This is a genomic window from Brevibacillus centrosporus (assembly GCF_046622605.1).
Taxonomy (GTDB): domain Bacteria; phylum Bacillota; class Bacilli; order Brevibacillales; family Brevibacillaceae; genus Brevibacillus; species Brevibacillus centrosporus.
This window is the reverse complement of sequence record NZ_CP176856.1, coordinates 4,151,926-4,177,965: the sequence shown is the minus strand read 5'-3', so window position 1 is coordinate 4,177,965 and position 26,040 is coordinate 4,151,926. Positions and strand designations below refer to the sequence as shown.

The 26,040-nt window shown below is 50.7% G+C and carries 25 protein-coding genes; 17 read left to right on the top strand and 8 right to left on the bottom strand.

All coding sequences use genetic code 11. The features are described 5' to 3' along the window. Positions 1-175 precede the first annotated feature (175 nt). Positions 176-2,482 (bottom strand): S-layer homology domain-containing protein, encoded by a 2,307-nt coding sequence (locus ACLIN2_RS21175; protein ID WP_411502036.1) that lies wholly within the window; start codon positions 2,480-2,482, stop codon positions 176-178. 234 nt (positions 2,483-2,716) lie between these two features. Here ACLIN2_RS21175 and ACLIN2_RS21170 point away from each other — a divergent pair, with 234 nt between their 5' ends. The 4 genes from ACLIN2_RS21170 (at position 2,717) to ACLIN2_RS21155 (ending at position 7,636) form a co-directional block, all read left to right on the top strand. Continuing rightward, positions 2,717-3,298, top strand: coding sequence for a histidine phosphatase family protein (locus ACLIN2_RS21170; protein ID WP_092268830.1), 582 nt, complete (start codon positions 2,717-2,719; stop codon positions 3,296-3,298). Between the two features lie 38 nt (positions 3,299-3,336). Next, positions 3,337-5,580 carry a sensor domain-containing diguanylate cyclase gene (locus tag ACLIN2_RS21165; protein WP_411504574.1) on the top strand — a complete coding sequence of 748 codons (2,244 nt, stop codon included), beginning with the start codon at positions 3,337-3,339 and terminating at the stop codon, positions 5,578-5,580. Between the two features lie 72 nt (positions 5,581-5,652). Next, a complete protein-coding gene (locus ACLIN2_RS21160) occupies positions 5,653-6,648 on the top strand; it encodes an MBL fold metallo-hydrolase (RefSeq protein ID WP_411502035.1) in 996 nt (331 codons plus the stop codon). A gap of 70 nt (positions 6,649-6,718) precedes the next feature. Further along, positions 6,719-7,636: a hypothetical protein gene (locus tag ACLIN2_RS21155; protein ID WP_411502034.1), complete on the top strand. Its 918-nt coding sequence runs from the start codon at positions 6,719-6,721 to the stop codon at positions 7,634-7,636. Between the two features lie 28 nt (positions 7,637-7,664). Here the strand turns inward: ACLIN2_RS21155 and ACLIN2_RS21150 are convergent, their stop codons facing one another. After that, positions 7,665-8,507, bottom strand: a complete 843-nt coding sequence (locus ACLIN2_RS21150; RefSeq protein WP_411502033.1) for an endonuclease/exonuclease/phosphatase family protein — start codon at positions 8,505-8,507, stop codon at positions 7,665-7,667. A 192-nt stretch (positions 8,508-8,699) separates the two neighbouring features. Here ACLIN2_RS21150 and refZ point away from each other — a divergent pair, with 192 nt between their 5' ends. The 4 genes from refZ to ACLIN2_RS21130 all read left to right on the top strand — a co-directional run bounded on the left by refZ (position 8,700) and on the right by ACLIN2_RS21130 (position 12,891). Next, positions 8,700-9,302, top strand: a complete 603-nt coding sequence (gene refZ / locus ACLIN2_RS21145; protein WP_092268840.1) for a forespore capture DNA-binding protein RefZ — start codon at positions 8,700-8,702, stop codon at positions 9,300-9,302. 47 nt (positions 9,303-9,349) lie between these two features. Continuing rightward, entirely contained in the window at positions 9,350-11,827 is a 2,478-nt protein-coding gene (locus tag ACLIN2_RS21140; RefSeq protein ID WP_411502032.1) for a septation ring formation regulator EzrA, read from the top strand. A gap of 7 nt (positions 11,828-11,834) precedes the next feature. Then, positions 11,835-12,038, top strand: coding sequence for a hypothetical protein (locus ACLIN2_RS21135; protein WP_092268844.1), 204 nt, complete (start codon positions 11,835-11,837; stop codon positions 12,036-12,038). A 259-nt stretch (positions 12,039-12,297) separates the two neighbouring features. After that, a complete protein-coding gene (locus ACLIN2_RS21130; RefSeq protein WP_092268846.1) occupies positions 12,298-12,891 on the top strand; it encodes a YdeI/OmpD-associated family protein in 594 nt (197 codons plus the stop codon). Between the two features lie 259 nt (positions 12,892-13,150). On the opposite strand, the gene ACLIN2_RS21125 is transcribed toward ACLIN2_RS21130, so the two are convergent. Both ACLIN2_RS21125 and ACLIN2_RS21120 read right to left on the bottom strand, forming a co-directional pair. Further along, on the bottom strand, positions 13,151-14,452 hold the full coding sequence (locus ACLIN2_RS21125; RefSeq protein WP_092268848.1) for an NAD(P)/FAD-dependent oxidoreductase: 1,302 nt from the start codon (positions 14,450-14,452) through the stop codon (positions 13,151-13,153). Between the two features lie 71 nt (positions 14,453-14,523). Continuing rightward, entirely contained in the window at positions 14,524-15,369 is an 846-nt protein-coding gene (locus ACLIN2_RS21120; RefSeq protein WP_411502031.1) for a GNAT family N-acetyltransferase, read from the bottom strand. A gap of 152 nt (positions 15,370-15,521) precedes the next feature. On the opposite strand from ACLIN2_RS21120, the gene ACLIN2_RS21115 reads away from it, so the two are divergent. Beyond that, on the top strand, positions 15,522-16,601 hold the full coding sequence (locus ACLIN2_RS21115; protein ID WP_092268851.1) for a M42 family metallopeptidase: 1,080 nt from the start codon (positions 15,522-15,524) through the stop codon (positions 16,599-16,601). Positions 16,602-16,622: 21 nt separating this feature from the next. Further along, positions 16,623-17,132, top strand: coding sequence for a hypothetical protein (locus tag ACLIN2_RS21110; protein WP_092268853.1), 510 nt, complete (start codon positions 16,623-16,625; stop codon positions 17,130-17,132). 82 nt (positions 17,133-17,214) lie between these two features. On the opposite strand, the gene ACLIN2_RS21105 is transcribed toward ACLIN2_RS21110, so the two are convergent. From ACLIN2_RS21105 to ACLIN2_RS21095, 3 genes are all read right to left on the bottom strand, one after another. Beyond that, on the bottom strand, positions 17,215-18,585 hold the full coding sequence (locus ACLIN2_RS21105) for an HD domain-containing phosphohydrolase (RefSeq protein WP_175530526.1): 1,371 nt from the start codon (positions 18,583-18,585) through the stop codon (positions 17,215-17,217). 292 nt (positions 18,586-18,877) lie between these two features. Then, positions 18,878-19,036, bottom strand: coding sequence for a hypothetical protein (locus ACLIN2_RS21100; RefSeq protein ID WP_400588125.1), 159 nt, complete (start codon positions 19,034-19,036; stop codon positions 18,878-18,880). Continuing rightward, a complete protein-coding gene (locus tag ACLIN2_RS21095) occupies positions 19,033-20,283 on the bottom strand; it encodes an MFS transporter (RefSeq protein ID WP_411502030.1) in 1,251 nt (416 codons plus the stop codon). Before ACLIN2_RS21095 ends, ACLIN2_RS21100 begins: the two co-directional genes overlap by 4 nt. A gap of 294 nt (positions 20,284-20,577) precedes the next feature. On the opposite strand from ACLIN2_RS21095, the gene ACLIN2_RS21090 reads away from it, so the two are divergent. From ACLIN2_RS21090 to ACLIN2_RS21075, 4 genes are all read left to right on the top strand, one after another. Next, entirely contained in the window at positions 20,578-20,802 is a 225-nt protein-coding gene (locus ACLIN2_RS21090; protein ID WP_411502029.1) for a hypothetical protein, read from the top strand. A gap of 249 nt (positions 20,803-21,051) precedes the next feature. Continuing rightward, positions 21,052-21,363 carry a YtrH family sporulation protein gene (locus ACLIN2_RS21085; protein ID WP_092268861.1) on the top strand — a complete coding sequence of 104 codons (312 nt, stop codon included), beginning with the start codon at positions 21,052-21,054 and terminating at the stop codon, positions 21,361-21,363. Continuing rightward, positions 21,360-21,893, top strand: coding sequence for a hypothetical protein (locus ACLIN2_RS21080; RefSeq protein ID WP_092268952.1), 534 nt, complete (start codon positions 21,360-21,362; stop codon positions 21,891-21,893). Before ACLIN2_RS21085 ends, ACLIN2_RS21080 begins: the two co-directional genes overlap by 4 nt. 60 nt (positions 21,894-21,953) lie before the next feature. Beyond that, on the top strand, positions 21,954-22,730 hold the full coding sequence (locus ACLIN2_RS21075; protein WP_411502028.1) for a sporulation protein: 777 nt from the start codon (positions 21,954-21,956) through the stop codon (positions 22,728-22,730). A 54-nt stretch (positions 22,731-22,784) separates the two neighbouring features. On the opposite strand, the gene ACLIN2_RS21070 is transcribed toward ACLIN2_RS21075, so the two are convergent. After that, complete coding sequence (locus ACLIN2_RS21070) at positions 22,785-22,865, bottom strand: YjcZ family sporulation protein (protein ID WP_092268866.1); 81 nt, start codon at positions 22,863-22,865, stop codon at positions 22,785-22,787. 214 nt (positions 22,866-23,079) lie between these two features. Here ACLIN2_RS21070 and codY point away from each other — a divergent pair, with 214 nt between their 5' ends. From codY to menC, 3 genes are all read left to right on the top strand, one after another. Further along, positions 23,080-23,856 carry a GTP-sensing pleiotropic transcriptional regulator CodY gene (gene codY / locus ACLIN2_RS21065; RefSeq protein ID WP_122960687.1) on the top strand — a complete coding sequence of 259 codons (777 nt, stop codon included), beginning with the start codon at positions 23,080-23,082 and terminating at the stop codon, positions 23,854-23,856. Positions 23,857-24,032: 176 nt separating this feature from the next. Then, the gene (locus tag ACLIN2_RS21060) at positions 24,033-24,911 is read left to right on the top strand and encodes a MurR/RpiR family transcriptional regulator (protein ID WP_092268870.1); all 879 of its coding nucleotides are present in this window, start codon (positions 24,033-24,035) and stop codon (positions 24,909-24,911) included. Between the two features lie 6 nt (positions 24,912-24,917). Then, entirely contained in the window at positions 24,918-26,036 is a 1,119-nt protein-coding gene (menC, locus tag ACLIN2_RS21055; protein ID WP_411502027.1) for an o-succinylbenzoate synthase, read from the top strand. Positions 26,037-26,040: the final 4 nt, after the last annotated feature.

The window sequence follows — 26,040 nt, the reverse complement described above, 5'->3', positions numbered from 1 at the left end:
CCTCACAGGTAGTTCAGCCGCTGCCTGAAAGGGAGGGAACTAAGAGGATACATCCTTCCGTTTTTACCTGCAATCAATGCTACCCTGTACACATACATTCAATAATACAAGGATAGGTAGAGCGAAGTCAAGGGAAAAGAAAGGCGCCACCCTAGTGTGGATGGCGCCAAGCATCCTATTCTTTGACTTGCTCGATGGCAGTGAAACCATCCGGCTCTTCCCCGCGTTTTTCGAGGAAACGGGTGAAGGACACAGCTGCATCGGCACGGGAGACCTTCGCTTGTGGCTTAAAGGTTTGCTTATCGGTCGTCATGATACCCAAGGTCGTAGCGATCACGATCGAGCCGCGATGCTTGGTACCTGCGATATCGGTCAGGCTGGACTGGAACATGTTGGAGTAGTCCGCCAGCTTGCTGTACCCAAGCGCACGTACGATCATGTCAGCCAGCTCTTCGCGATTGATCGGTTCATCCGGATTGAGCGTGGCCCCATTTTTCACGAGCAGACCGCGATCGACAGCCGCCTCGACGGCAGAGAAGTAGCGGGATCCGTTTGCCACATCGCTGTAAGTGGCCTTGCGATCGGATGCGTAAGTCGGATAGAAGCGTCCATTGTTTAAGCTGATCATCAGCATCTCAATCATCTCGCCGCGGGTGATCTGTTTTTGCGGCATGATTTTACCGTCGACGAGGGAGAGAGCATCATATTCATACATCAGCATCAATTCTTTTTCGGCAGGGTCCCCCTTCAGGTCAGAAGGTGCCGGACGGTGAAGGCTGATGGCTTTTCCTGAGGATTGGGAGCGCCATTCTCCTGTGACAGCATCGAAAAAGTATGGCTGTTCAAAGGGTGTAGCGGTCGCTCGGTAGACCAATTTGGCCGTTCTCTTTGGCATGTAGGAAGGCAGCGATTGCATTTTCAGGTTGTCTTCCTTGCTCAAAGGCGTCAGGACGTATACCGCTTCGGTTTCTACTTCCTTCTGCCAGGCAGCGATGGCTTCCTCCTCGCTCAAATGCTTGGGCAGCTTGGATGGATACGTTTCGCTGCCAAACTCAGTGTAATAGGAGAGAAGCTCGCCGGTTGTGGTATCGAAAGTCTGAGAAGAGGAGCCAGAAGCTGCTGCGACGCCGTTTAGATAGCGTTGGAACGACACGGTGTATCGGTCGCCATCATTTTGCCATGATTCTTCCTGAGAGCGGTCCTGCCAATACAGCTGATTCGCGGCGGTCGGGGACCATTTGCGAATATTTTCCGCTGCTTTTTCTTTGAGACTGTCTGTATCAATTTTCTTGGTAGAAGAAGTGTCCTTATCCTTTAATGGACGGATGTCTTTGTTAAAGGCGTAAATATCGCCAGTCTGAGCATCGATGGATACGTAGGCATAGCCGCCGTTGCGATTGTCTTTTTCCCCATACTCCAGGTTCCAGACCGGACGATTGCCGCGGTAGTCCTTTTCGCTGTAATTGGCAGAGCGCAGCTCGTATTTGTCCAGATCAAAGGTGCTCGCCGCAAACTTGACCGCGTCATCCTGAGAAAGGGCTTTGCCCGTATGGCGCGCAGGCAAAGGCTTGCTGCTGACAGGTGTCGGCTCCTTGACTTTATCGAGAGGCGTCAGCGAGAACTGAGTCACGGCCTCACCAGTCGAAGCATCGATGTAAAACGAGAACGGGTTTTGATAAGCCAAGATCGGGTTGTTGCGATCCACTCCCTCCTTTTCCCAAGCCATGAGGTAGGAGAGGCTGGCCTGCGCCTGAGCGTGCATTTCCTTTTCGGCTTCTTCCTGCGAAATGGCTTTGGCAGGCTTTTCAAAGGTGACATCGTTCCACATGAGGGAATAGCCCACTACCGTTCCTGCGCCATTGACAATGATGTCTACGCTGTTGTCAGGAAAGAGAACGCCATCTACGACCCGGACAAATCGGAAGCTATAGTTGATGTCCGAGTTCAGCGGAGTCTTTGGTGTGGGCATATCGCGCGTGTACAAGCGAGTCTGCTCGGCTTTGCCAGAATTGTACTTGGACAGGAAGCTCTCTGCCTGCTTGCGCGCATCGTCATAAGAGATTCGCTTGGCGTATGGGAGGTTGGAAGCTCCCCGATCGTAGCGTGAGTAGGCAGTCACTTCGCCTGTATTGGCATGGATGCTAACAGTGTACGAAAGCAGGATTTCTTCGCTGTTCGCTACCTTTTTTACCCAACTGAAGGACCACTCTGGAAAGGGCCGCCAGGAATCGGCGGAGCGAAACGAAACTTGATTGAGCGAAAGGCCGCTTGTAGGTACCAGCTTCTGTGCCAGAGTCACGGCATCTTCTTTGGATAGCTTTACTTTGCTGGCAGCAGCGAGCATCGCGCTGTTTGGCTGAGCAGGTATCGGGAGCGCCTGGCTGGAAGCAGCCAATGGCGTTTGCGCATGGACCGGAAGCACTGGCAATACCAGACTGGCAGTTAATAGAAAGGAGCTCGAGCGGACGAGCCAAGTTTTCATGGGTAATCCCTCCAACGGTGTCAGTATTTTCACATACCACTCTGACGAGCAAAAGAGTGTCGTCGTTTCACGATCAGAAAGAAAAAAGAAGAAAGGCAGGCTGAACCGTTATCGAGGAAAGGAAATTGGTAAAATTGTCCCAAATGTTTTTTTATCAATCTAGAATTGCGTATACGCTTCTTATATAATATAAAGTACTATTCTAAAGAATCTTTGCAAAAGGAGATTTTCGTTTTGGAAACCATCCTATACCTCATCCGCCACGGAGAAACAGAGTGGAATCAGATCAGGCGCATACAAGGCCATAGCGATATCGACTTGAATGAGCTTGGATTACGTCAGGCAGAGCAGGTAGCCCGTCGCTTTCAGGGAGAGATCATTCACGCCGTTTACTCGAGCGATTTGAGCAGGGCGCGTGTCACAGCATCGAGAATCGCGGAGCAATCAGGCTCGTCCATCTCTACACGGATGACGCTGCGGGAACGGTGCTACGGCGAGTGGGAGGGATTAACCTACGAAGAAATCCGTGCCCGTTTTGAAGCACAGGATGAAGCGGCATGCGGAATCGAGACGTTTGAAGACATGCAGAGTCGTGCTGTGACGGCTTTGACGGAAGTAGCCTCGAACCATCCGGGCGAATCGGTAGTGGTCGTATCACACGGCGGACTTATCAACAGCTTTTTGCACTACGTGACAGCAGGCGAACAGGGAACGGGGATTACGCGGATCGACAATACGGGAATCACGATGTTCCGGTATGTAGACGGTCGGTGGGAAGTTTTGCAGGTGAATAATACAGACCATTTGGAAATTTGAGAAAATGCTGAGAGAGGGAGTATCTCGTGTCAAGTAAAATGTTGGGGAAGTTAGAGACGGTCTTTTCCTACACGGCCCATTTTATTCTTCAATCATGGCCGGAAAAGCGCCCAGGCATCCTTTTCTTGACAGATTCCGGGGGCCGTGTGATCAACTTCATGGAGATGCAAGTAGGCCAATCCGGGGACCTCGGGGGACTTGACCTGATGCTACACTCTGTACCTTCCGGGAATGTACGGGAGTTGATCGAAAAGACAGCAAGCACCAGGGAAATTACCGTAGAAACTTGGGAGGGGGACCCAAAGCTTTATGGGGCAATACCTCTGCGTGAGTACGACGGTCGTATTCGCGCCGTCATCGGGATCGTGACTTCCCAAGCGGAGTTTGATTTGGACCTCTTCGCCTACATGCGAGGACTAGAGCCGATGATACGGATGGGCTATGATGCGTACATCCAGCATGCGACCAGTCAAATCGTGATGGATCTCAATCTTCACGACAGCACACGCGATCTGCTGGAGTGCTTGATCAGTCAGATTAGCGAGATCATCCAAAAGGGGTACTGCTCGGCAGTGAAGCTCTCGGAGAACGGCCAGTGCATACCGCATGAGTGCATGACGACACAGCCTACTGAGTATGGGACAAGCCAGATCAGCCAGATTCTCCTGCGTTTTGGTCAGGATGCATTGACACCTTCCGTGCTGGATGGCAATCGGATCATCGTTGTTCCCATCAGTCACAACTACACACCGCTGTACGCATTAATCCTGCATTTGCCACAGGAGGAAGCGGACGTTTTCTATGATGAAAGGGACGTCGCCTTTCTGCAGGAAGTGTGTGAAAAGGCGAGCAGTGCGCTGTGGAGAGCCATTTCATCTGACGATCTGAGGCGAGAAGCGGGAAAGAAGGATCTGCTGTATCAGCTGATGTCCAAGATACAGGCGTCTATTGATGTGAATGATGTTCTGCATGAGATCGTAACAAGCATTCCCAGCTTGTATCCGCAGCTGTCCGTCGAGCTTTTCCTCACAGTCGAGCCGAACGCGACCACTCCAGTCAAGCAGCTGTCTTTTCAAGAGACAGAGCCTACAACCAGTACGAGGGCATATCTGGAAGGTCGTCTGATTGTAGAAAAGCGGGAGGAGGACGAGCAGCCGGTCACCGTTATAGCAGCGCCTTTGCTAGGAAAACAGGGCATCTATGGCGTGCTACAGGTTACGTCCGATCAGCGGGTGTCGCTTAGTCAGCATGAAACCGACTACATCGCAATCTTGGCGGATACGGCAGGAACTGCTTTTGAAAACGCGCAGCTGTACCAGCAATCCCGCAATTTGATCCGCGAGCTTCGGCTGATCAATGAGATGGCGAGACAGCTGAATCGCAGCCTTGATTTGAAAGAAATTTTGGATTTTGTCACCACGATGATGGGCGCTACCTTTGATGCGGAATTTTGCGCCATCCTGAGCAAAGTACCCGGTGAGGAGCGCTTCGACGTTCTGTCCTGCTCGCAGCCGGAGTACACAGGCAAGACCGTGCTGGCAAATGAAAAACCGTTTCAGGAAATTTTGCAGAACAAACAGGCGCTTCTGCTCGCCCAGCCAGGAGCAGGGCCACTCCCCTTTTCCCTCTTGCCTTGTGGCTCATTGATGGGGGTTCCGTTGATCGTCGAAGGCGAAATCAGCGGCGTGTTGCTTGTTTCGGATTCACGCTATCATTTTTTTAGTTTTGATGATTACAAGCTGCTTGAAATTTTCGGCCAACACGCCAGCCTCGCCATGACAAACGCTGTTCTGCATAACGAAATGGAACGAATGGTCATCACAGACAATTTAACGGGTCTGTATACCCGCAGGCATTTGAACGAAAGAGTTCGGACATCGCTGGAGAAAGATCCCTATGGCTCTTTGATCCTGATCGATATTGATTATTTTAAAACGGTGAATGATACGTTTGGGCATCAGGTAGGGGACGAAGTATTGATTCAGGTTTCCAATCTCATTCGCCACAGCATTCGGGACAGCGATATTGCCGCGCGCTGGGGAGGCGAAGAGCTGGCCGTTTACTTGCCGCGCGTGGACAAGTCTACCGCACATGGTGTCGCAGAGAGAATTAGACATTGTGTGGAGCAGGAGACGTCACCGCGAGTCACCATTTCGTGTGGTCTTGCGAAATGGAATAAAGACTTAGGGCTGGATTTGAGTGTCGAGTCGCTCTTCCATCAGGCAGATATTGCGTTATACGAAGCAAAAAATTCGGGTAGAAACCAAGTTGTGTTAGCATAGAGCCAAGCGATGGCTCTTTTCTTTTTTCAGAAGAGACGGGCAAAAAACGAAGAGGTTTCCGGAGGGATCAAGATGACTTCACGAGAGCAGTACGTGCAAGCGCAAGAAGTGGCGCCAGATGTATTTCGGCTGGAGCTGCCAACCCCATTTAAAGTAGGGCCGGTCAACGTCTACCTCGTAAAAGGGGAAAAGCTGACTTTAGTGGATGTTGGCCCGCTTACGGAGGAGGCATGGCAGGCTTTACAAACGGGATTGGATTCGATTGGGATCAGCGTGGAGCAGATCGAACAGGTCGTGCTCACACATCATCACGTGGACCATTGTGGACTGCTGGAGCGGGTCAGACAGGTATCCAAAGCGCAGACATTGGCACATCCGCTAGCAGCACCGTACATAGAGCTGGATAAAGAGTTCATCGAATTTCACGATCGCTTTTTTACGGATCTGTACAAACAGAGTGGGGTTCCCCAGGAAAAGCTGTTTATCATCGAGCGGTTCCACAAGCTCATGGAGACATTTTCCCAAACGAGCCAGATTGATGTGCTGTTGAAGCACGAGCAGATGGTACCCAATCTGTCGCAGTGGCAGGTCCTCTACACACCTGGTCATAGCCAGAGCCACCTGTCCTTGTACCGAGCGTCCGACCGCATCATGATTGGGGGCGATCACATCATCCAAAAGATCTCCTCGAACGCTTTTATCGAGCCCCCGCGTGACCGCAGCCGTGTACGCCCATTGACATTGGTTCAGTACCGGACTGCACTGGAGATGTGCGCTGACATGGATATTGAAATGGTGCTGTCCGGGCATGGTGAGCCAGTCCGGGATCACCGTGAGCTGATTCTCGCAAGACTGCGGAAAAACTGGGAGCGGACAGATACACTCCGGAAGATGCTGAAAGACGGAGAAAAGACAGCGTACGAGCTGACGGCGATGCTCTTTCCTACCTTGTATGAAAAGGAATTGCCGCTGACGCTGTCGGAAACCTTGGGTCATATCGATCTGCTGATGATCCTGCATCAGGTCGATGTGCGGGAGCAGGACGGCATTCTTTATTATTCGGTCTAAGAATAACCTTTTTCTGCCCTGGAAACGCTATGGTGGAGGCTTGCCAGAGTAGCGTGAAGGAGGGGCAGTAATGCGCAAAGGTTGGACGATTTGTCTCTTGACCCTTTTATGTACGTCCATGACCGGCTGCAATCAAATGGGCGTAAAGCAAAACCCGAGTTCGGCTTTTGATCAGGTGCGCGATCATTTCTCCGCACAGGATTCCTACGCGTTTTACGGTCGTACCAAGCTGCTGACGGAAAACAGCGCGAATGCCAACGTGGTCAATTTTTCAGGCCGAAAAGATAAAGACGCCGTGTACATGAATGTGAAGCTGTCGATGCCGGATGAAAAGAGAGTGGACAGTCTGAGCCTGCTGCATCAAGGGGACAAGCTGTACGCCAAGCAAGGAAGCGATGCTGCGTGGAAAAATGTCGCCCATACACAAGCGGCGTATCAGCAGGAAATGGACAACTGGGACCCTGCCTCCTGCTTTTCGCAGATGGCTGATATGCAAAAGAACATACGCCAGCTGCCCGACGAAGATCCAAACGATGATGTCGAAGCGATACGGGTCACGCTGGACTCTGCCAAGCTGAAAAACTGGCTGGTCACCCAGATGAATGAACAGACGCAAGGCACGGAGACTGCCGGCTCCCACATTCAGTCTGCTGCTGCACACAAGCCCAGGCTGAAGCTGGCTATGGCTTTATCGGATGGATCGTGGAAGAAGAGTGCGACGGGGCAAAAGGGTCCGCGAATCCAGTCGGAGTCAAACCCTGCGCCAAACGTAAGGGAAATTGTTGACCAGATGGATGTCAATGCGGACTATACTGTCTACTACAATCGAACCAGCATGCTCCCCACAACGATCACGATGTCCATTCGTTCTCAATACGACGTGAACGGACAACGAGTCAATGAACATTCCCAGGTGGAAACCTACCTGCAAAATTACGGACGAGTCAAGCCACTGCCGACTCCGACCGAGAGTCAATCCTCCAGGTAATACGATACGTCCAAGAAGCGGTCTCCCTCTAGTAGGAGGAGGCCGCTTCTTGCGTGAGCAGGGAAGAGCGAGTCAGATGCATCTGCAGCGGATAATGATCGGAAGGGCCGACGGCAGGAGCTGCGGCATCCATGTAGGTTAAATCCGGTGAATGCAGGATCCGGTCAATTTCTCTTGGGACGACAGGATGCTTGAGCGTGCGCAGTCCGAGATTTTCCTCGTAAAGCGGATCTTTATAAAAGGCTCGCAAGGAATCGAGCGATGGGTCGCCAGGAAGCATGTTGAAATCCCCAAGCAGCAGGCTGGTTTTGTACGATTGTTCATTCAAATAGGTGAGTAAGGATTCCGTTTGTTCGCTATGTTCTGACTTTTTGACGCCTAAGTGAGTGACCAGGACGTGCAGCGGTTCTCCGTCCCAGTTGACCGTCACATCCAGAAGGCTGCGCGGCTCCCATTGGGAAGGCAGGGCAATCATGTTGGCTTGCTGGATCGGATATTTGCTGAGCAGGGCATTTCCATACTGACCGATGACGAAATCGATCGAGGGGCCGTAAGCGTAGTTCATGTTCATGCCCGCGGCAATGGTGGCGAGCTGATTAACAAAGCCGGAGCGCGGCAAACGTACGTCTACCTCCTGCAAAGCAATAAGATCGGCATGGAGGGGCTCTAAGGCAGAAATGATGAGTGCGGGGTCTGCGGTTCCATCGTCCGTACGGCAGCCGCGAATGTTGTACGTAACGACTGACAGCGTATGTTCGTAATCACTCATAGTCGGAGCTGCAGAGGCAGGCAGGTTGTGAACGAGCGTACCCCCTGACGGAAAAGCAAAGAATGTAAGGCATAGGGTGAGTGACAGCCATTTTTTGCGCATGGGACCTCCTTTGCTGACAAGACCGACTTTATGAGGTTTTTTTTATCATAGCTTGTCTACATGCAGGAGGAATACTGGAAAAGTTTGTCGAACTAACAAACGAGACTATCTTTTTACGTCGAAACCTCTGTAAAATAGATGAGATGCCTGACTGGCCTTGGTGATGAACCAATAGCAGGAGGGAACAAGGCAATGGATCAGACGAAAATGCGCATCCTGTCTGCAGCGGCCAAGCTGTTCGACATACATGGCTACAAAGGTACTTCCGTTCGCCATATTGCCGAGGAGGCACAGGTAAACTCCGCGCTGATTTCCTACCATTTTCAAGGAAAGCAAGGCGTGCTGGAAACCTTGATCGCCTCTTATTTTGATACGTTGTTTCGCCGTATAGAAGAGCAGGAGACCGAGTGTAAAGAAATCCCTCTCTTTGAGCGGCTGGAAAAGGTCGTAGCTCTCTATGTAAGCTTTCAATGCGAACATGCGCCAATCACCCGTTTGATTCAACGTGAGCTGAGTGTCGAGTCGATGCTGGCAAGAGAAGTACTCACTCTGTACATCAGCCGCTGGAAGCATGGCTTGTCTCGAGTCATCGAGCAGGGCATGGCAACTGGTGATTTTCTACCCATATCATCGGACCGCGTCGTCTTGGCCGTGATCAGTCAAATGACGTACCCATTTTTGCAGGCTCAAATGGTTCGCCAGGTTTATGATCTGGAACCGTACTCCGAGGAGTTCGCCTTATGGCTGCAAGCCTCCATCATGCGCTATCTTCGAGCATGCTTGCTTCCCACATAAGCAGTACCCTCTCCCATGAATAAAGACGCTAAGGGGTTGTATAACAAGTGAAACGATCATTATTCATGCTCTGTCTGGCAGGCATGTTGCTATATGCGAATCCGGCTTTTGCGACGCCGTTTCCTGACAAAACGGATGAAGTCGTCCAAGACGCGGATAACTATTTGAAAAAGGAAGACCGAACGAAATTTGCAGAAGAGCTAAAGGAAAGCCCGGGAAGCTACAAGGTCGTCGTAGTAGAAAGCACGTCTCCGGAAGCGGAGTCTCCCGATGTTTACGCGCAAAAGCTCTTTGACAACTACAATTTGGCAGAGGATGCCTTGATGCTCGTCTTGGACATGGATACGGAGCAGCTTGGCGTTTACGCGGGACCAGCCTTGCAAACAAAAGGCGCGAACATGGAGATGCTTCACGACAAAATCAACTCCTACTTCGAGCCTTTTCGTAACCAGAAGCAGTATTTAACCGGGATTCAAACCCTCATCGACGAGGTCAACACAGAGCTGGATCGACTGCAGACGAACCAAGCAGCAGCGGGGACAGCTGATGCAAGTCAAGCGGGCGAGGAAGCAAAAGAGAAGGCAGACTCTGGACTCGGCGGTATTCCCTGGTGGATCTACCTGATCGGAGTCGTTTTTGCTGGTCTGTCTATCGCGCTGATTTACGCAATGATTCGCCGGCGCGCGATTTTCGCTCAAGTAGATGAAGTGGAAGACTGGAAGGAAGAGCTGGTCGAAAAAATCAATGTGATCGAAGTGGACAAGCCAATGCGCCGCTCTAGTGGTATGACGGAGGTGCGCTACCATCACATCGCGGATAAAAAGGAAAACCTGCTGCGCATCCGCATCCCTGATGTGGAAATGATGATCCTCGATGCCGAGGAAGCGTGTGACCGCTTCCGCTTTACTCTGGCGCTCGGCATGCTGGGCGAAGCGAGAGAGGCGATCACCCAGATTGAGCAGGAACTGGCAGACCTGAAGACGGATACGACGCAGGTCGCGGTAACCAAGCAGGAAACGAAGGTCGTCATCCCGGAAATCGGCAAGCAGGTGGAGCAGGTTGAAAGAAAACTGTCTGACTTGCGTCTGGAATACGGGCTCTCGTTCCATGAGTTGAAAGGGAAGCTGGATGAAATCGAAACGATGCGCAGTCTGGTAAAAACGTCACGGGCTGCTGGTGATGATATTCAAGCGTACGAAACGACGCTAAAAGCACAGCAGCTGCTCGAGAGCGTAACGAAAGCGATGGAGCAGATCCCGGCTCTGGTGAATCGCGTCAAAAAAGAGCTGCCGGAAGAGTTTAAGCAGCTGGAAGAGGGAATCGATCAGGCTGTGCGCGGCGGATTTCAGCTAGAACAAAACGGGCTGGACAATTCACTGATGCAGGCGAAGCAGCTCCTGACTGCAGCGAAAAGCGCGCTGGAGGAAGGTAGTCTGGAAATGGTTCAGACGCATCAAAAGGCATTTGAAGTTTTAATGGATGCTACGTATCAGAGCTTGGAAGAACTGGTGTTGGCACAGCGAGAGGCTGCGTCTGCAGCTGCTTTGGCCAAGCAGGCTTCCCAGGTGAGCGAGACGAAACCGGTACATGTTGAACCAGCAACAGTGGAGCGGGTAACAGTGGAAGAGGTTTTTGCTCACCAAGATCAAGCTGCGGGTAGCAAGTATGCGTTTTCCCAAGTCGAAGCTGATCAAATGCAAGAGCTTGCACAGGACCAGGCATCCTATCAAGAGCAAGTAGAAGAGGAGCCGGTCTATCAGTATAAACGTGCCGAGCCTGCTGGCGTGGCAGCTTACGATTACGAAAAAGACATGGTAGAGGACGAAGAGATAGAGCCAGTAACAGAGCTGAGCAAGGCAGAGCGGGAAGTCCTGCTGAACGCGAAAGCCATCCCGTTTCCGAATGCTCCTCGTCAATCTGCCCCTCCTACCCAGCAGCGAGTAGAAACCGATGACGTGGACGAAGAAGAATACGAATTAGTGATTCCAAAGCGCCAGCCGGAGTGGGAAGAGTCCAAACAGGAAGCCGAACCTGCCCATCTGCTCATTGAGACCGAAGACGATGCACTGGACGAGCTGGAACGGATTTCGGGAACACTGGTCCGCGTTCGTCAGCAGATCAAAAGAAGCTATCTGCCGGGCATCCCTGATCATTTGAAATACTTGTTTGAAGAAGTGGTTCAGACGCTGGCTCAAATTAAGGGAATCATGGAGGAATACCGCTACGATCTGGAGGAAGTCGCTATCCTGATCACGGACGCCAACGAATTGGTGGCCGAGACGGAGCGAATGGCAGAGCGGGTCATCTCCACCTGCCAGCTGGCGGAAGGGGCCATCCAATATACGAACCGCTATCGCAGACAAAATCGCCAGGTAAACGATTTGCTGACGAAGGCAGAGCAGTCGTTTAGACAGCTGGCGTTTGCGGAAGCCTATCAATTGGCAGAAGAAGCGCGCCTCGTAGTCGAAGGGGCACCAGAGGAAGCAGAGACGCGCTGGCTCTTGCGACGCAAGAAGAAAGGGTGATCCATCCTTGAGTTTTCCTCTGTTTCTTCTTCTGATTGGCGTGATTGTGATGATCCAGCCTAGAACGAAACGATGGCAGTCCCGCATGGAAGCCCATTTCAAGGGGAATGAAAAACGGGTCAAGCAGCGGGCCAATACGTTTTACCTGCTTGGCTTCGCGTTTCTGATGGCGGGCTTTGCCTATTTATATCAAGCTGTAGCTTCCTCGTAAAAGAGAGAGACACCCGATGCAAAGGCAGCGGGTGTTTTTTAACGTATAGGAATTTATAAGCGCTATGGTTATGAATTCCGGAGCGCATGAATGCCTACCGCTAAAACGCGGTCGCCCCTCCTTGAGACGGCCTCGATAGAGGTTTTCTTACAGGCTATCTTTTATGCAGCTATGAATGTTTGCCATATACAAACATTCATTCCATAATAAAGGAAATCATTTGGCTGGGAACTCGAAAACAGAAGAGGAGTGTTCCTTGATGACAAGCAGCAGATTGAATCCGAAGGTTGATGAGTTTTTAAGCAAGTCTAAAAAGTGGCGGGAAGAATTTGAGAAGCTGCGAAATATCGTGCTGGATTGTGAGCTGACCGAAGAGTTTAAGTGGATGCATCCTTGTTACACGCTTGAGGGCAAAAATATCGTTTTAATACATGGATTTAAAGAATACTGTGCGCTGCTGTTTCACAAGGGTGCCTTGCTCAAGGACCCTCAGGGGATTCTCATCCAGCAAACAGAGAATGTACAAGCTGCGCGCCAGATTCGTTTCACGGATATTCATCAAATCGTGGAACAGGAAGCTATCGTAAAAGCGTATATCATGGAAGCGATCGAAGTTGAAAAAGCAGGTTTGGAAGTGAGCTTGAAAAAGAACGAAGACTATACCGTTCCGGAAGAGCTTCAGAACAAATTTGAAGAAATGCCTGCCTTGAAAGCGGCTTTTGAAGAATTGACACCCGGACGTCAAAGAGCTTACCTGCTTCATTTTTCACAACCCAAGCAAGCCAAAACGAGAGAGGCAAGAGTGGAAAAGTACATGCAGCAAATTCTCGATGGGAAGGGATTAAACGATTAGCAGATTGCAGAGGGAAGTCGAACAAACCGAACATACCGCTCATTCCTGTGAGTGGTTTTTCTTGTGGCTGAATATGAAAAAGAGCAAGTCTGGGTACAAAAAAAGAAACGGCGCTCACCGAGGCGCCGCTTCATAATAGGGAAGATAAAGGGAGTAAAGGTGTGATAACCAGCATCTTACAACTAGGGGGGAGTAAGATGCTGATCACTCTTTTCCAAAAAGAGTTACCCATTCAATAGATTCCCCGAACGCGCTGACCTTAAACCTGATTTGCAGAATAATTTTCCAGTGCGGCTTGAGCACTATGTGTGCCTGCTACATAGCCGGAGGAAAAGGCGATCGTAATATTGTAACCGCCAGTATGAGCGTGGACATCCATGACTTCGCCGGAGAAGTATAGGCCCTCCACACATTTGGACTGCATGGTTCTCGGATCGATTTCTTTTACACTGACGCCTCCTCCTGTGATGAAGGCCTCCTGCAGGGAGAGCGTGCCTGTGATGGTCAAAGGGAAGGCTTTGATCAATTTCGCGAATGCTGCCCACTCCTGTTTGCGCATATGGCTGAGCGTTGTCTCTTCCGTAATGGAGGAGAGTGATAGCAAGATCGGAATAATCCGTTCCGGCAGGTAGCCTTTCAGAACATTTTTTACAGCTTTTTTGGGCTGTTCCTCCAAAAGGCCCCAGCTTTCCGTCTCAATTTCCTCGACGCTCTTGGTCGGCATCAGATCCAGTGTCAAAGACAGGGGAACGGACCCGTGCTTACGCTGTGTGATGGAGACATAATGCCCCATGCGCAGGGAAGCAGGCCCAGACAGACCTTGATGGGTAAAAATCATGTCGCCTTCCTGCGTGTTCACTTTCTTGCCGTTTGGCGCGTACAACGTCATTTCTACATCCCGCAAGGACAGGCCCTGCAACGATTTATCGCGAATGAACGAATCATTCGCAACGAGCGGTACTTCGGTCGGGTAAAGGTCGGTAATGGTATGCCCAGCGTCTTTGGCCCAGGCATAACCATCTCCCGTAGAACCGGTTTGCGGCACCGAACAGCCTCCAACGGCGATGATGACACAAGGAGCCAGCAGCTTTTCCCCCGATTGCAGCAGAATTCCTTCTGTACGGCCATCGGCATACAGAACGTGATGAACAGGGCTGTTCAGCCGGATGGTGACTCCCTGTGCTTTTATCTTGTCGATCAAAGCTTGCGCGACAGTAACGGCTTTATCTGTTACCGGAAACATGCGGCCGCGGTCTTCTTCTTTTAAAGCAACGCCCAGCTCTTCAAAAAACTGAACGATATCCCGGTTGCTAAACTGGGCAAATGCGCTGTACATAAAGCGTCCGTTTCCAGGCATTTGCTTGATCAGCTCGTCCTGTTCCTTTGCATTGGTGACATTGCAGCGGCCACCGCCGGAGATAATCAGTTTGCGCCCCAGCTTTCCGCCTTTTTCTACTAGACAGACACGCGCGCCTTGGCTGGAGGCAGCAACTGCAGCCATCAAACCGGAAGGACCGCCGCCGATGATAATGACATCAAAATCGTATTCAGATCTATGCATATTTCGTTCTCGTCCTCTTTCCAATAGGGTAGATCAACACCCATTGTACCACAAGGTGGGAGGAATCGCTTTTAAGCGCGGGCGGCGGAATCCAGAATCGCCGGGAGTGGTCTTCTGTCGAGCACATAGCGAACGATATCCTGATCCGGATCGCGCAAGATGTACGTCACCGTGTAGCCTTGCCCCATGTACGACTGGAAGAGCTCACTCGTGAGCTTTCTCCAGCTGCGAGCCGCGTCCATGTCGCGGTGTTTGACCTCTTGAAAGTGGGCAGGCACCGGCAGCAGAAGGATCGGCTCTTGCAGATCGAAACGCTGCTCGATAGGTTTTGGGAGTCCGTCGACGATTTCAAAGCGGAGCACTTCGGGAGCTCCCTCCACGAGACTCGGCTTTTCTCCATTTTGGGTACGATGATTCTCTACCCGGTTGCTATCGAGAAACCATTCGATCAAGAAGCGATCTGTAGGAATCCCACGACTGAACTCATCGTCGAGATCGCCATAGCAGTTTGGGAAATACGTCCGAACGATGCCGCCGAGCTTGGCGATATTCAAAACCCCGTTGACCGTTTCTAGTGGATCGTACGTCCATGTGATCTTGGTGTGACCCATTGCTATCGCTTCGTCTCGCTGCAGCCATTTCATTTGCACGCCGAGACCTTGCTTGCGGTATTCCGGTAAAAATCCGAGCATGTGCGAGCAGAGATGAGGCTCTCCGTGAGAATTTCCTGGAAATGTGTACAGAAACCCGACCATTTTGTCTTCATCAAACGCTCCGATAAAAAGGCCGCCAAACTTGGCGATCGTAATGGTCATGTGGTAAGGAATGACCTCGGTCGTATTCCATACAGCACCCTCCAAGGCCTCGAGCTGCTGTAAGTCCTGTGGCTCTGTTAATTTGCGAAGTGTGATCGACATGCTTTTCCCTCCTTAACGATATGTATCTTACAAGCATTCGGGAAATGGAATGTCTATTCCTGCCCATCGATCAGTTGCATCCCTGTTCGCCCTCGCAGATAATAGAGTACGTAGAAAAACTTTTGCTGTACAAAAGAGGAGGCACGACTGGAATGGAGAATGAGTTTTCGCTCGAGTTGTGGAAACGTCTGACGGAAGCACCTGGCGCACCCGGGTTTGAAGGACCGGTACGCGATATCATGAAGGAATACATAAGTCAGTATACAAATGAATTGGTCTATGACAATCTGGGCAGCATGTTCGGCGTTATGCGCGGGGATGAAAACGGACCGCGGATCATGGTTGCAGGACACATGGATGAAGTGGGCTTCATGGTTACACGCATTTCCGAGAAAGGCTTTATTTCCTTCCAAACCTTAGGCGGATGGTGGGGACAGGTTCTGTTGGCACAGCGCGTGCAAATTATTACGGGCCAAGGTGTGATTCAAGGCGTCATCAGCTCGATTCCGCCGCATGTGCTGAGCGATGATCAGCGCAATCGCCCGATGGATGTCCGCAACATGTACGTCGATATCGGTGTAGATACACGAGAAGAAGCGGAGCGTTTGGGCATTCGTCCTGGCCAGCCGATTTTGCCGATCTGTCCATTCCAGGTGATGGCAAACCCGCGTCGCATCATGGCAAAGGCATGGGACAACCGCTATGGCTGCAGTCTGGCAGTAGAGCTGGCAAAAGAGCTGCATGAGCGTCCTGGTCATCCAAATGTGGTTTATGTAGGAGCGACTGTTCAGGAAGAGCTGGCGGGTACACGCGGTGCCAAAACAGCTGCGGAATTGATTCAACCGGATCTGTTCCTGGCACTGGATGCAAGCCCGGCTGGAGACATCCCTGGCGTGCGAGAGGAAGGCGGCAAATTGGGGAACGGTCTCTTGATGCGTATTTACGATCCGATGTACGTCATGCCGGTGGGGCTGCGAGAGCTGTTGATCGCGACCTGTGAAGAGGAAAAGATTCCATATCAGATCTACGTCGCCAAAGGGGGCACGGACGCAGGTGTCGTGCAAAACCACGGCAAAGGTGTACCCTCAGCCGTAATCGGCATTCCGTCCCGCTATATTCACAGCCATGCTTCAATCATCGATACAGCGGATTACGAAGCGGCGAAGCGTCTCCTGTTCTCGATTATCCGTAAGCTGGATCGACAAACATGGGAGTCGATTCTGCCGCGATAACGATCGAGTGGAGGAAACACGATGAACGCAGTCACTTTCTATACGAAGCGAGTCAATCAGGCTACGTCCTTCGAGTTCAACGTATTCGACAACCAATTTGCGACTGAGAATCTGGCCGTGCGCAAAGTTTTGATGAGCATGCTCGAATCGGTTGCGCATCGCTTAAGTGATCTGGAGGTCGAGTACAACGACAGTATGCTCGCCGAGAAATTAGGCGGGCGACGGGCAGGGGAACTTCTCCGGCTGCTCGGGGCAACCAAAGAAAATACGAGGGAAAACCAGAGCAACGGAGTGGTTGTCAGCCGCACCTTTCGCGCTCCGCTGACCGAAGAGCGCTACGACTACTTTTACAACCAGAGAGATATTGCAACGCTTGCGCACTATCGCTTGCAAGAGGGGCTAGAGGACCGCATCGTCTTCTATTTTACTCGCTACTTGCAGCTGATCGCGCCGGATCAGGAGGCTTACGACAAGTTTTTGGCAAAGCTCGAGTCGTTTTCCTTGCCGTACAAGCTCGTTCCCATTGCATAACCCGATGAAACGAAGCAAAGCCGTGTTCGCCCCACAAATGGAGCTGCACGGCTTTGCTTTTTATAATTTTTATCTGCCTATTCTAGGCGAGATGAATTCGTTTCTCTTGTACGAGAGGGTCCAAAATCTCATTGGCTCGCGAGATTTGTTGGGCATGGTGAAAGGTTTCCTCTGTAATGCTTTGAAAAAAAGCTTCAACAACCTTCGGGCAAAACTGCGTTCCGGAATTACGGATGATCTCATCGCATGCTTTGGAAAAGGACAATCCCCTTCGATAGGCTCTGGAGGATGTCATGGCATCAAATGAGTCGGCGACGGCTGTTACTCGGGCAATGATCGGGATGTTATCCTCCTGCAGCTGATCCGGGTAGCCCTTCCCATCAAAGCGTTCATGATGATGACGGGTGATCGCAAGAATGGAACGAATACTGTCTGCATCCTTTTTGTCTACTTCGGCATAAAGCTTTCGCAGGAGTGCTTCCCCGCGTACGGGATGAGACTTGATGCTGTGGAATTCTTCCTCTGTGAGCTTTCCTGGCTTGAGCAGGATACTGTCTTCGATTCCGATTTTGCCGATGTCGTGGAGAAGTCCTCCCGTGTACATCAGGTCGAGTGTTTCTTTATCCAGACCCATTTTCTGACCGATTATTCGGGTATAATAAGCCACTCGCTGGGAATGACCAGACGTATAGGCATCTCGCTCTTCCAAGGCGACTGCAAGTGATTTGAGAATGCTTTGATTGACCTCTGCCAGCTGTTCTCCGCGCAAGGTAGACGTGAGGAGTGCTTTTTCTTTTCTTGTGGTGAGAGTCAACAAGATCGCTGCGATCAGGTAGCTGATCACTACGAGGATGATGAGAAACAGTTTCACCTTGCTAAATTGTTCGTAAAATTCATCTTCTGGCGAGACGAGGCAAATGTACCAGTCCCATTGGGGGAAGTATCGGACAACTGCGATTTTTTCGATGCTGGAGGATTCGTCAGACAAATTCCAACGATACGTACTGACCATTTTTCCTTCGTTCAAGGTCTGCTTGACCAAAAAGCGGTCACCTGGATTGGGCAGGTTGTACATATTTTGACCCTCAAGTGAGCCGTGAATCGTCAGGCTCCCTTGGGAGTTGAAAGCGAAAAGCTCATCTCCCTGTGCGAGAGTCAGCTTGACCTGGGATTGGTCACGTGTTTGATCTGCCCGCTTGGGACCTACCATCATGTCTCTGATTTGATTTTCGGCTTCTGTATAGCTAAGGATGTTGTCTTTCACTTGTGCGTTAAAAAGAGAGAGGATTTGCGTCACGGTGTTCAGCTGCCTGTCCATCGCACGCACACCAGATTGAAAATAGAGCTGCTTCGCCTGTGAGTACCCGATGACAACGACCACCGTAAAAATGATGGGCAGCATCAGAAGAAAGAGGGGATAAAGATGAGATTTGGTCGTCGATTTGAGTGGCAAGGCTCTACGTCCTTTCCGTTTATGGGTATTCTTTCCTATCATAATAGGCTATCTCGACGTAACCTTCAAGAAAATATCCGAATATTGTCGAAAATGAGCTTCCATTTGACAGGAATAAAAAAAGAGCGTTCGCAGGACGAACACTCGAGAATAAATCTTTACGTGGAAGGGCGATTTGGTCCTTCCAGCTTCTTGTCCCCGAAGCCGGGGGCGTTGTTTTTGATGGAGTCTGGTTGCCTGTTTCGTTCGGGATTTTGGTCTATTCTTGCTGATTTCGGTTTTGAATTGTTCATCAGAACCACGATCCTTTGCTGGTTTTTGCTGTTTTGGCATAAGGCCGAGCGCTAGCGATGTCTTCCAATTGAATCAGCAGCGAAGACAAAGGCATTTTTGTTGGCCTCTCCTCGGCAGCTGGTTTTACGACCACGTCTTCTCTATCTGTCCACGTCATGTGGCTCCCTCCTTTTTCCTCGTTCGAGGTGCTAAGGTTTGCGAGTCGGTTTTCTTGTATCTGGCCATGGCGTATATGGCAAACAAACCCAGAACTGCCGTCACGAAGAGGGTGATCACCCCATACGCGATCCACGGATAAAGACTGCCGACCCCACCCAGCTTGTCCACCATCATCCCACCGAGGCTCGTGCCAATCGCCGTTCCAATGCCAGAGACAAAGTTGGAAAAACCAAAATAGGCACCGAGCCGATCTTCTTTGGCAAAATGGGTCACGAGACTGTCCTGCACGGGCATGAACAGCATTTCCCCCAGAATGAATAGAATGGCTGATCCGCTCAAGGTAATAAAATGCTCAGCCCAGCCCATCACGGTCAGTCCCGTACCCAGCAGCGTCGTTCCCATCGCCAGGGACAGATAGGGATTGATTCGCTGCAGGACTAAACGGGAGATGAACCCTTGGAGCAGCACGACACTTATCGAGTTGATCGTCCAGATCAGCCCGATCATCGTTGCCGAGTGCAGGACGTGCTCTCCCCGCAGCGGGAGGATCAGGGCAAACTGCGCGTAGAGTGCCCAAATCACTAGGGTAATCAGGGAAAAGAACAAGAAGCTGCGGTGCGTCAAAAGATTTTTGTACTCCGAGAGAGGCGTGCGCTGGCAGTCAGGTCCGACACAGCGGTCATCGGGCAGGCTGAAGCGGGTAAGCGCTGCGAGCAGGACAAAAACGAGCGCGGCGATCAAAAAGGGCTGTTGTCCTCTTGAAGTCATCCAAGCAATGAAGACGCCAGCTACGATAATGCCAGAGTGCGCGAGAATCCCACGCCAGGAGAAAGCGGCTGTACGGTTATGAACGTCCACTTCATCGGCAATCATGGCCTTGATCGTAGGGGCTAGCAGACCAAGCCCCAGCCCGTTGACAGCGGAAAACAGGAAAAAGAGCCAGTAGGTCAGAGAGTAATGGTAGCCGAGCATGGCACTTCCCTGCAAAAGGGCACCAATCATGATGATGCTGCGCCTGCCAAAGCGGTCAGACAACGGGCCGCCGAGCAAGCTCCCGATTTGATACGTGATGCTGCCAGCACCGAGTATCAATCCCACCTGGGAAAGCGAGAGGGTACGGGCTTTCTCCAGAAAAATTGGAAAGACAGGGATGACTAAGTAAGATGCGAGGTGCATGAAAAAAACAATGAGCAGGAGTAACAAATAAGGCTTGTTTCGCCACAGTGAACCTGTTGAGGCTTCCATAATCGTCTCCTCTCTGTTCATTTCCTGATTAGTATGAGTGGAACAGGAGCCTCTCTATGCACACAATTGGGCGAAAGCGGAAAATGAGAGGCAGGAGGGTAAGCGTCCAATCCATTTCCTATCACGCGACATATACCTATAATGAATAGCCCCGTGGGCGGGAGAAGAGCGTGACAGATTGAAGGGGGGACGACAGGATGGGCTTTTTTGACCAGGATGGCTTTGAAGTAGTGATCTGGATTGTCATTATCATCTTTCTTCTCTCCATATTCTTTGATGAAGGGATAGATTAAGATGAGGGCCTATCGACCGATACGACGATTAAATCAGTACTACAAATCCAATACCGGATTTAAGTCTTGGGTCAAGGCAAATGAGCAATGGTTCAAAGAAAATCCAGACGTATTTAACCAGCTGCTGCGCAATCCGAACATGGTCAACCTGTTCATGGATCTGATGGTGATGAATTCACCTCGTATCGAAAAAAGACTGCGCAGGCAAGGCAGACGAAAAAATTAGGTCAGAGAGCGGCATGTTTCCTGAGCATGCCGTTTTTTAACGTATAGGTATTTATAAGCGTATTGCTTATGAATTCCGGAGCGCATGGAAACTTTCCGCTAAAAACGCGGTCGCTCCTCCTCGAACAGGCCTCGATAGAGGTTTTCTTACTTGGGTGCCGTCACGATAGGTTGGATGAGCGTTCATAAAAGTCTGACAAGCTGCGTAGGGATAAGGATAAGCACAAGCAGTCTGGGGGATGAATGCAGTATGGCTCAGGTCATTCTGACGTTTTTTGTGGCGTATGGAATCGTGGTCGGAGGATCGCTATCCGGTGGAATTGGTGCTTTTTTGACCGACAAGCCTCCTCTTTTGTCTATGGCACAATTGGCTGATCAATTAAAGATATGGGGCTTGGTGGGGGCGTTAGGGGGAACTTTTGATTCGTTTTTGCAAATCGAAAAAATATTGATGGGCAACTTGACACCTGTTTTCAAGCAGCTAGTAATGATCGTCGTCGCTTTTCTCGGTGCGCACATTGGAACGATCTGTGTGCAATGGCTCATCCAGGTACGCTCATGAAGCGAGCACATTGGCAGCGCTATGTAGCTATCTGGGTGATCGGTATCCTTTTAGGCGGATCCACCGTTCTTTTTTTATACGGAAAAGAGATGGAAGAAATGATGCTGGTGAAGAAAAGCCTGGAGTTCCAAAACAAAAAGCTGTACGAAGAAAATCAGGAGCTGAAAAAAAGTCAAAACGTCTCGCGCAGAAAGCAAGCGGTCGGGATCGAAGAGGTACGGGTCACAGTCATGGATCCCAAGCCCCATCCAACCATAGAGGTGCAGGTGGTCGAGTGGATGGAAAAGGATCTGGCCTCTCTGAAAGGAAAGAAAGTCGAGCAGGTCGCTGAGGTCCATCAGGTTTTGCATGAAATGCTGCGGAGGCGCGAATATGTGCTGCCTGATCGCACGATGGTGGAGGTCAGGGTCAAGACGGTAGTCATCAGCCGTACGCTGCACTTGTTCGTGACGGCCGAGGTAAAACCGGATGATGTATGGAAGAAAGTTGCCCGAAACTTTCTTTTTGTGGATTCGTATATCTCTACATAAGCACCGGTTTTCCTAACGGGCAAAATTCTACCGGTCGAAGCGTAAAGGAGAGAGTGGTACATGTCGATGTTCAAAAAATTATTGGCCAGCGTGGGGATTGGTTCCGCACAAGTGGACACCCGCTTGGAGCAGGATTCCCTCATTCCCGGGGAAGTGCTGTCAGGGGAAGTGCATCTAACCGGGGGAGATGTGGCCCAGGAGATCGATGAGATTTACATGTACGTCATCACCCATTACGAGCGGGAGAACAACGACAGTAAGGTGAAAGAGGAGTGCACGCTCATCAAGCATCGTCTGACGGAGAGGGTCGTTCTGCAGCCGAAGGAACACAAGGTGCTGCCTTTCGCTTTCCGTCTCCCGTATGAGACACCGTTGACCATGGGGCGTCAGCCCGTGTATTTGCGTACCGGACTGGATATTAAAAATGCGATTGACCCAGGCGACTCCGACTTTATCGAGGTGCGTCCGCATCCTTTGATGGCCAAAGTCCTGGATGCCGTTTCGCAGATCGGCTTTCAATTGTTCAAGGTGGATTGCGAGTACAACAGGCACTTGGGAAAAGCATACCCGTTCGTTCAGGAATTTGAATTCCGTCCGACCGGTCCTTATCGCAGCCGCGTAGAAGAGCTGGAAATCATCTTTTACCTAAATGAGAACAGTGTGGAAGTGCTCATGGAGCTGGACAAACGCGCTCGAGGCTTTTTGGGTGCCTTTGAAGAGGCCTTTAACCTGGACGAACGTTATGTACGATTCCGCCTGCATCGAGAGGATCTGCAGCGCTCGACGGGAGACATTGCCCATTCCATTGAAGATTTGATTCGCAAACAACTCCGTTAGAATGAACAGCAAAAAGCTGCCTGTGTCCGAGCACAGGCAGTTTTCTTTTGATAGTTATTCGTCTACACCGACAATGGTCAACAGGATAAACAAAACGAGAATCAGAGCAATGCCCCCGCCATTAAACAATCCCATCGGTACCCCTCCTAGTCACGAGCATTCTTGAGTTCCCTACAGGATATTAGCGGATAGACGTTTCGGTGTCCGGATATTGACCTATTTTCCCACCCAAGTTAGTTGTATTTGAAGACGCCCTAGCGATGTCTTTCTAATTTTTTGATTTGCATGTATAGGCCTGGATTTTTCTGACAATACTGTGACCATGAAGAATCCAAGGAGGAAATAATTGATGAATTTACTAGAAAAAACTAGAAAGATTAATGTAATGCTGCAAAAAACAATGGGAGGCAGCGGAGTCGGTTACCAGGATCTCGCAAGACTCTTGTCTGATGTCATTGCTGCGAATGTATACATTATTACGGCAGATGGAACCATTCTCGGTAGCGGATTGAATCAGGATATCGCGCTCAACGAGGAAGGACGTTCTTCCAGCTACGTACAGGATGGCGTTCACCAAAAGCTGCTGGAAGTAACGCAGACGCTCGCAAATGAGCCAATCAGCAGCCCGTATAGCATGGTTCCTGCGGAAATGAGCTCTCTGTTCCCGCAAATGATGACGACGGTGGTTCCGATCAATGCGGGTGGAAGTCGCTTGGGAACTCTGGTCCTGCTGCGCGCCTATGGTCAATTCGAGACTGAGGATCTCATCTTAGGTGAGATTGGTGCGACTGTAATCGGGATGAAAATTGTTCGCCAACGGACAGAACAAATCGAAAACGAGGTGCGTGACAAAACTTTCGCGAAAATCGCCCTTTCGTCCCTGTCCTACAGCGAGCAAATCGCCATCGAAAAGATTATGGAGCAGCTGGACGCCAAAGAAGGATTGCTCGTTGCAAGCCAGTTGGCTGATCAGGCTGGCCTGACACGCTCCGTAATCGTCAATGCCCTTCGCAAGCTGGCGAGTGCCGGCGTGCTGGAATCCCGTTCATTGGGAATGAAAGGTACCTACATCAAGGTCCTGAATGATAAATTCCCATCTGAACTGGCAAAATGGAAAACCTCGTAATCCACTTGTGGACATCAGAACCTCTCTTTTCCCCTGAAAGAGAGGTTCTTTTTTTGTGAGGATGGCATTGAATATTTGGAAAAAGCAGTCTATACTTTTCTGTAAGGATAAACTGCAAAAATAACAACATTCTAAAGTTTAAACTTCAAAAAAAGAAAAGAAAGGCTAAGATCCGCATGGAAGATGTCCAAGAACGCATTCGCAAGTACTACCCCCAACTGACAAACCAGCAGAAGCTGGCAGCGAAGTTTATTCTGGAAAAGCCCAAGGAGGTAGCCCTGAATCCAGCCAAAGTCGTAGGCACGCTGAGCGGAACAAGTGAAACGACGATTATCCGCCTGTGTTACGCCCTAGAGTACTCTGGCTACAGCGAGCTGCAAAATGAACTGCGTCATACCCTGATCGCACCGCATCCGCAAGAGCAGACCATCAGTCACTGGCGAAATGCAGCAGAAGAGCTTCAAGCCAAAGAGGATCTGATTTCCTTTCACATGGAACAGGATGTGAACTCGATTCAGCAGACGCTGAGTGAACTGAGCAAGGAAAAGCTGGATAAGGCTGTCTCGGCGATTCTGGCTGCCAAGCAGATTGTCGTCGTCGGCTTTCGAAGCTCTCATGCCCCCGCGCACTGGCTTTCCTTTGCCCTGAATATCGTGAAAGGAAATGTCCATTTGTACAAAGGCCCTGTCGATGACGCGAACTACTTGCTGACACAGCTGGACTCGTCGTGCTTGATTATCGCCTTTTCCTTTCCGCGCTACGTCAGTGAGACGATCCAGTTTGCGCAGGCGGCAAAGGAAAAAGGGGCATATGTCCTCGGGTTCACGGATAATGAGCTTTCTCCGATCGGCCCGATTGCCGATCAGCTTCTGAAGGTACCGGCCCCTGCGCCAACGGTTTTGCTAGGAATGGCAGCCTTGTTTTCACTGCTGAATACCATCGTAGGTGCTGTCTTGGCGGCAGACAGGGAGAATGTAGAACAGCGCCTTGATTTGTATGAAAAAACCAGCCGACAAATTTACCCGTTTGTTCGTCAATTGGACGAGAAAGGATGATCGAGAATGAAATTGGAACGCATTGAGGTACAGCAGCTGCAAATGCCGCTTCGCTTTCGCTTTGAAACCAGCTTTGGAAGCACCACCATCAAGGATTTTCTGCTTATTTCCGTTCATGGAGAAGGGGCGGTTGGCTATGGGGAAAGCGTAGCGATGCCAACTCCTTTCTATAATGAAGAAACGACGGAAACGGTATGGTACATGATGGAGAAGTTTCTGATTCCCAAGTTGTTCTCCCAGCCGATCGAGACACCCGAAGATGTAGATCGACTCTTTGCTCCCATTCGACGAAACAACATGGCGAAGTCGGCCCTGGAGGGAGCAATCTGGGATTTGTACAGCAAGCAGAAAGGCATTTCGCTGGCGAAAGCTCTGGGCGGAACCAGATCGCTGATCGATGTGGGTATCAGTATTGGGATAGAGCCGACGGTAGGCGAAGTCTTGCAAAGAGTTGAACGGGCGCTCGCAGACGGCTACAAGAAAATCAAAGTAAAGATCAAGCCGGGCTTTGATGTCCAAGTTATCCAAGGAATTCGTGAGCGCTTTGGCGACAGTGTTCCCCTGATGGCAGATGCGAACTCTGCCTACACGGTGAAGCATCTCGATATTATGAAAGAGCTAGACCAGTACGGGCTGATCATGATCGAGCAGCCACTGGCCCACGACGATATCATCGATCACGCCAAGCTGCAGGCGCAATTGAAGACACCGATTTGCCTGGATGAAAGTATTCATAACGCAGAGGATGCGCGCAAGGCGATTGAGCTTGGCAGCTGCGGCATTATCAACATCAAGATTGGACGTGTAGGCGGCTTGACCGAGTCCAAGCGCATTCACGATCTGTGCGAATCCCATGGCATCCCGGTGTGGTGCGGCGGGATGGTGGAGTCGGGAGTCGGGCGTGCCCACAACGTTGCGATCACTTCGCTGCCGAACTTCACGATCCCCGGGGATACGGCAGCGTCGAGCCGCTACTGGGATCTGGATATCATCGAGCCGGGGGTTGAGCTTGTTGCACCAGGCCAGCTGGCAGTTCCTGAACAGCCAGGCATTGGCTACGCGTTAAACCAGCAGGCTGTTGGCAAATATGCGGTTCGTTCCGCCAGCTACCGTCCGGCAAAATAAGAAA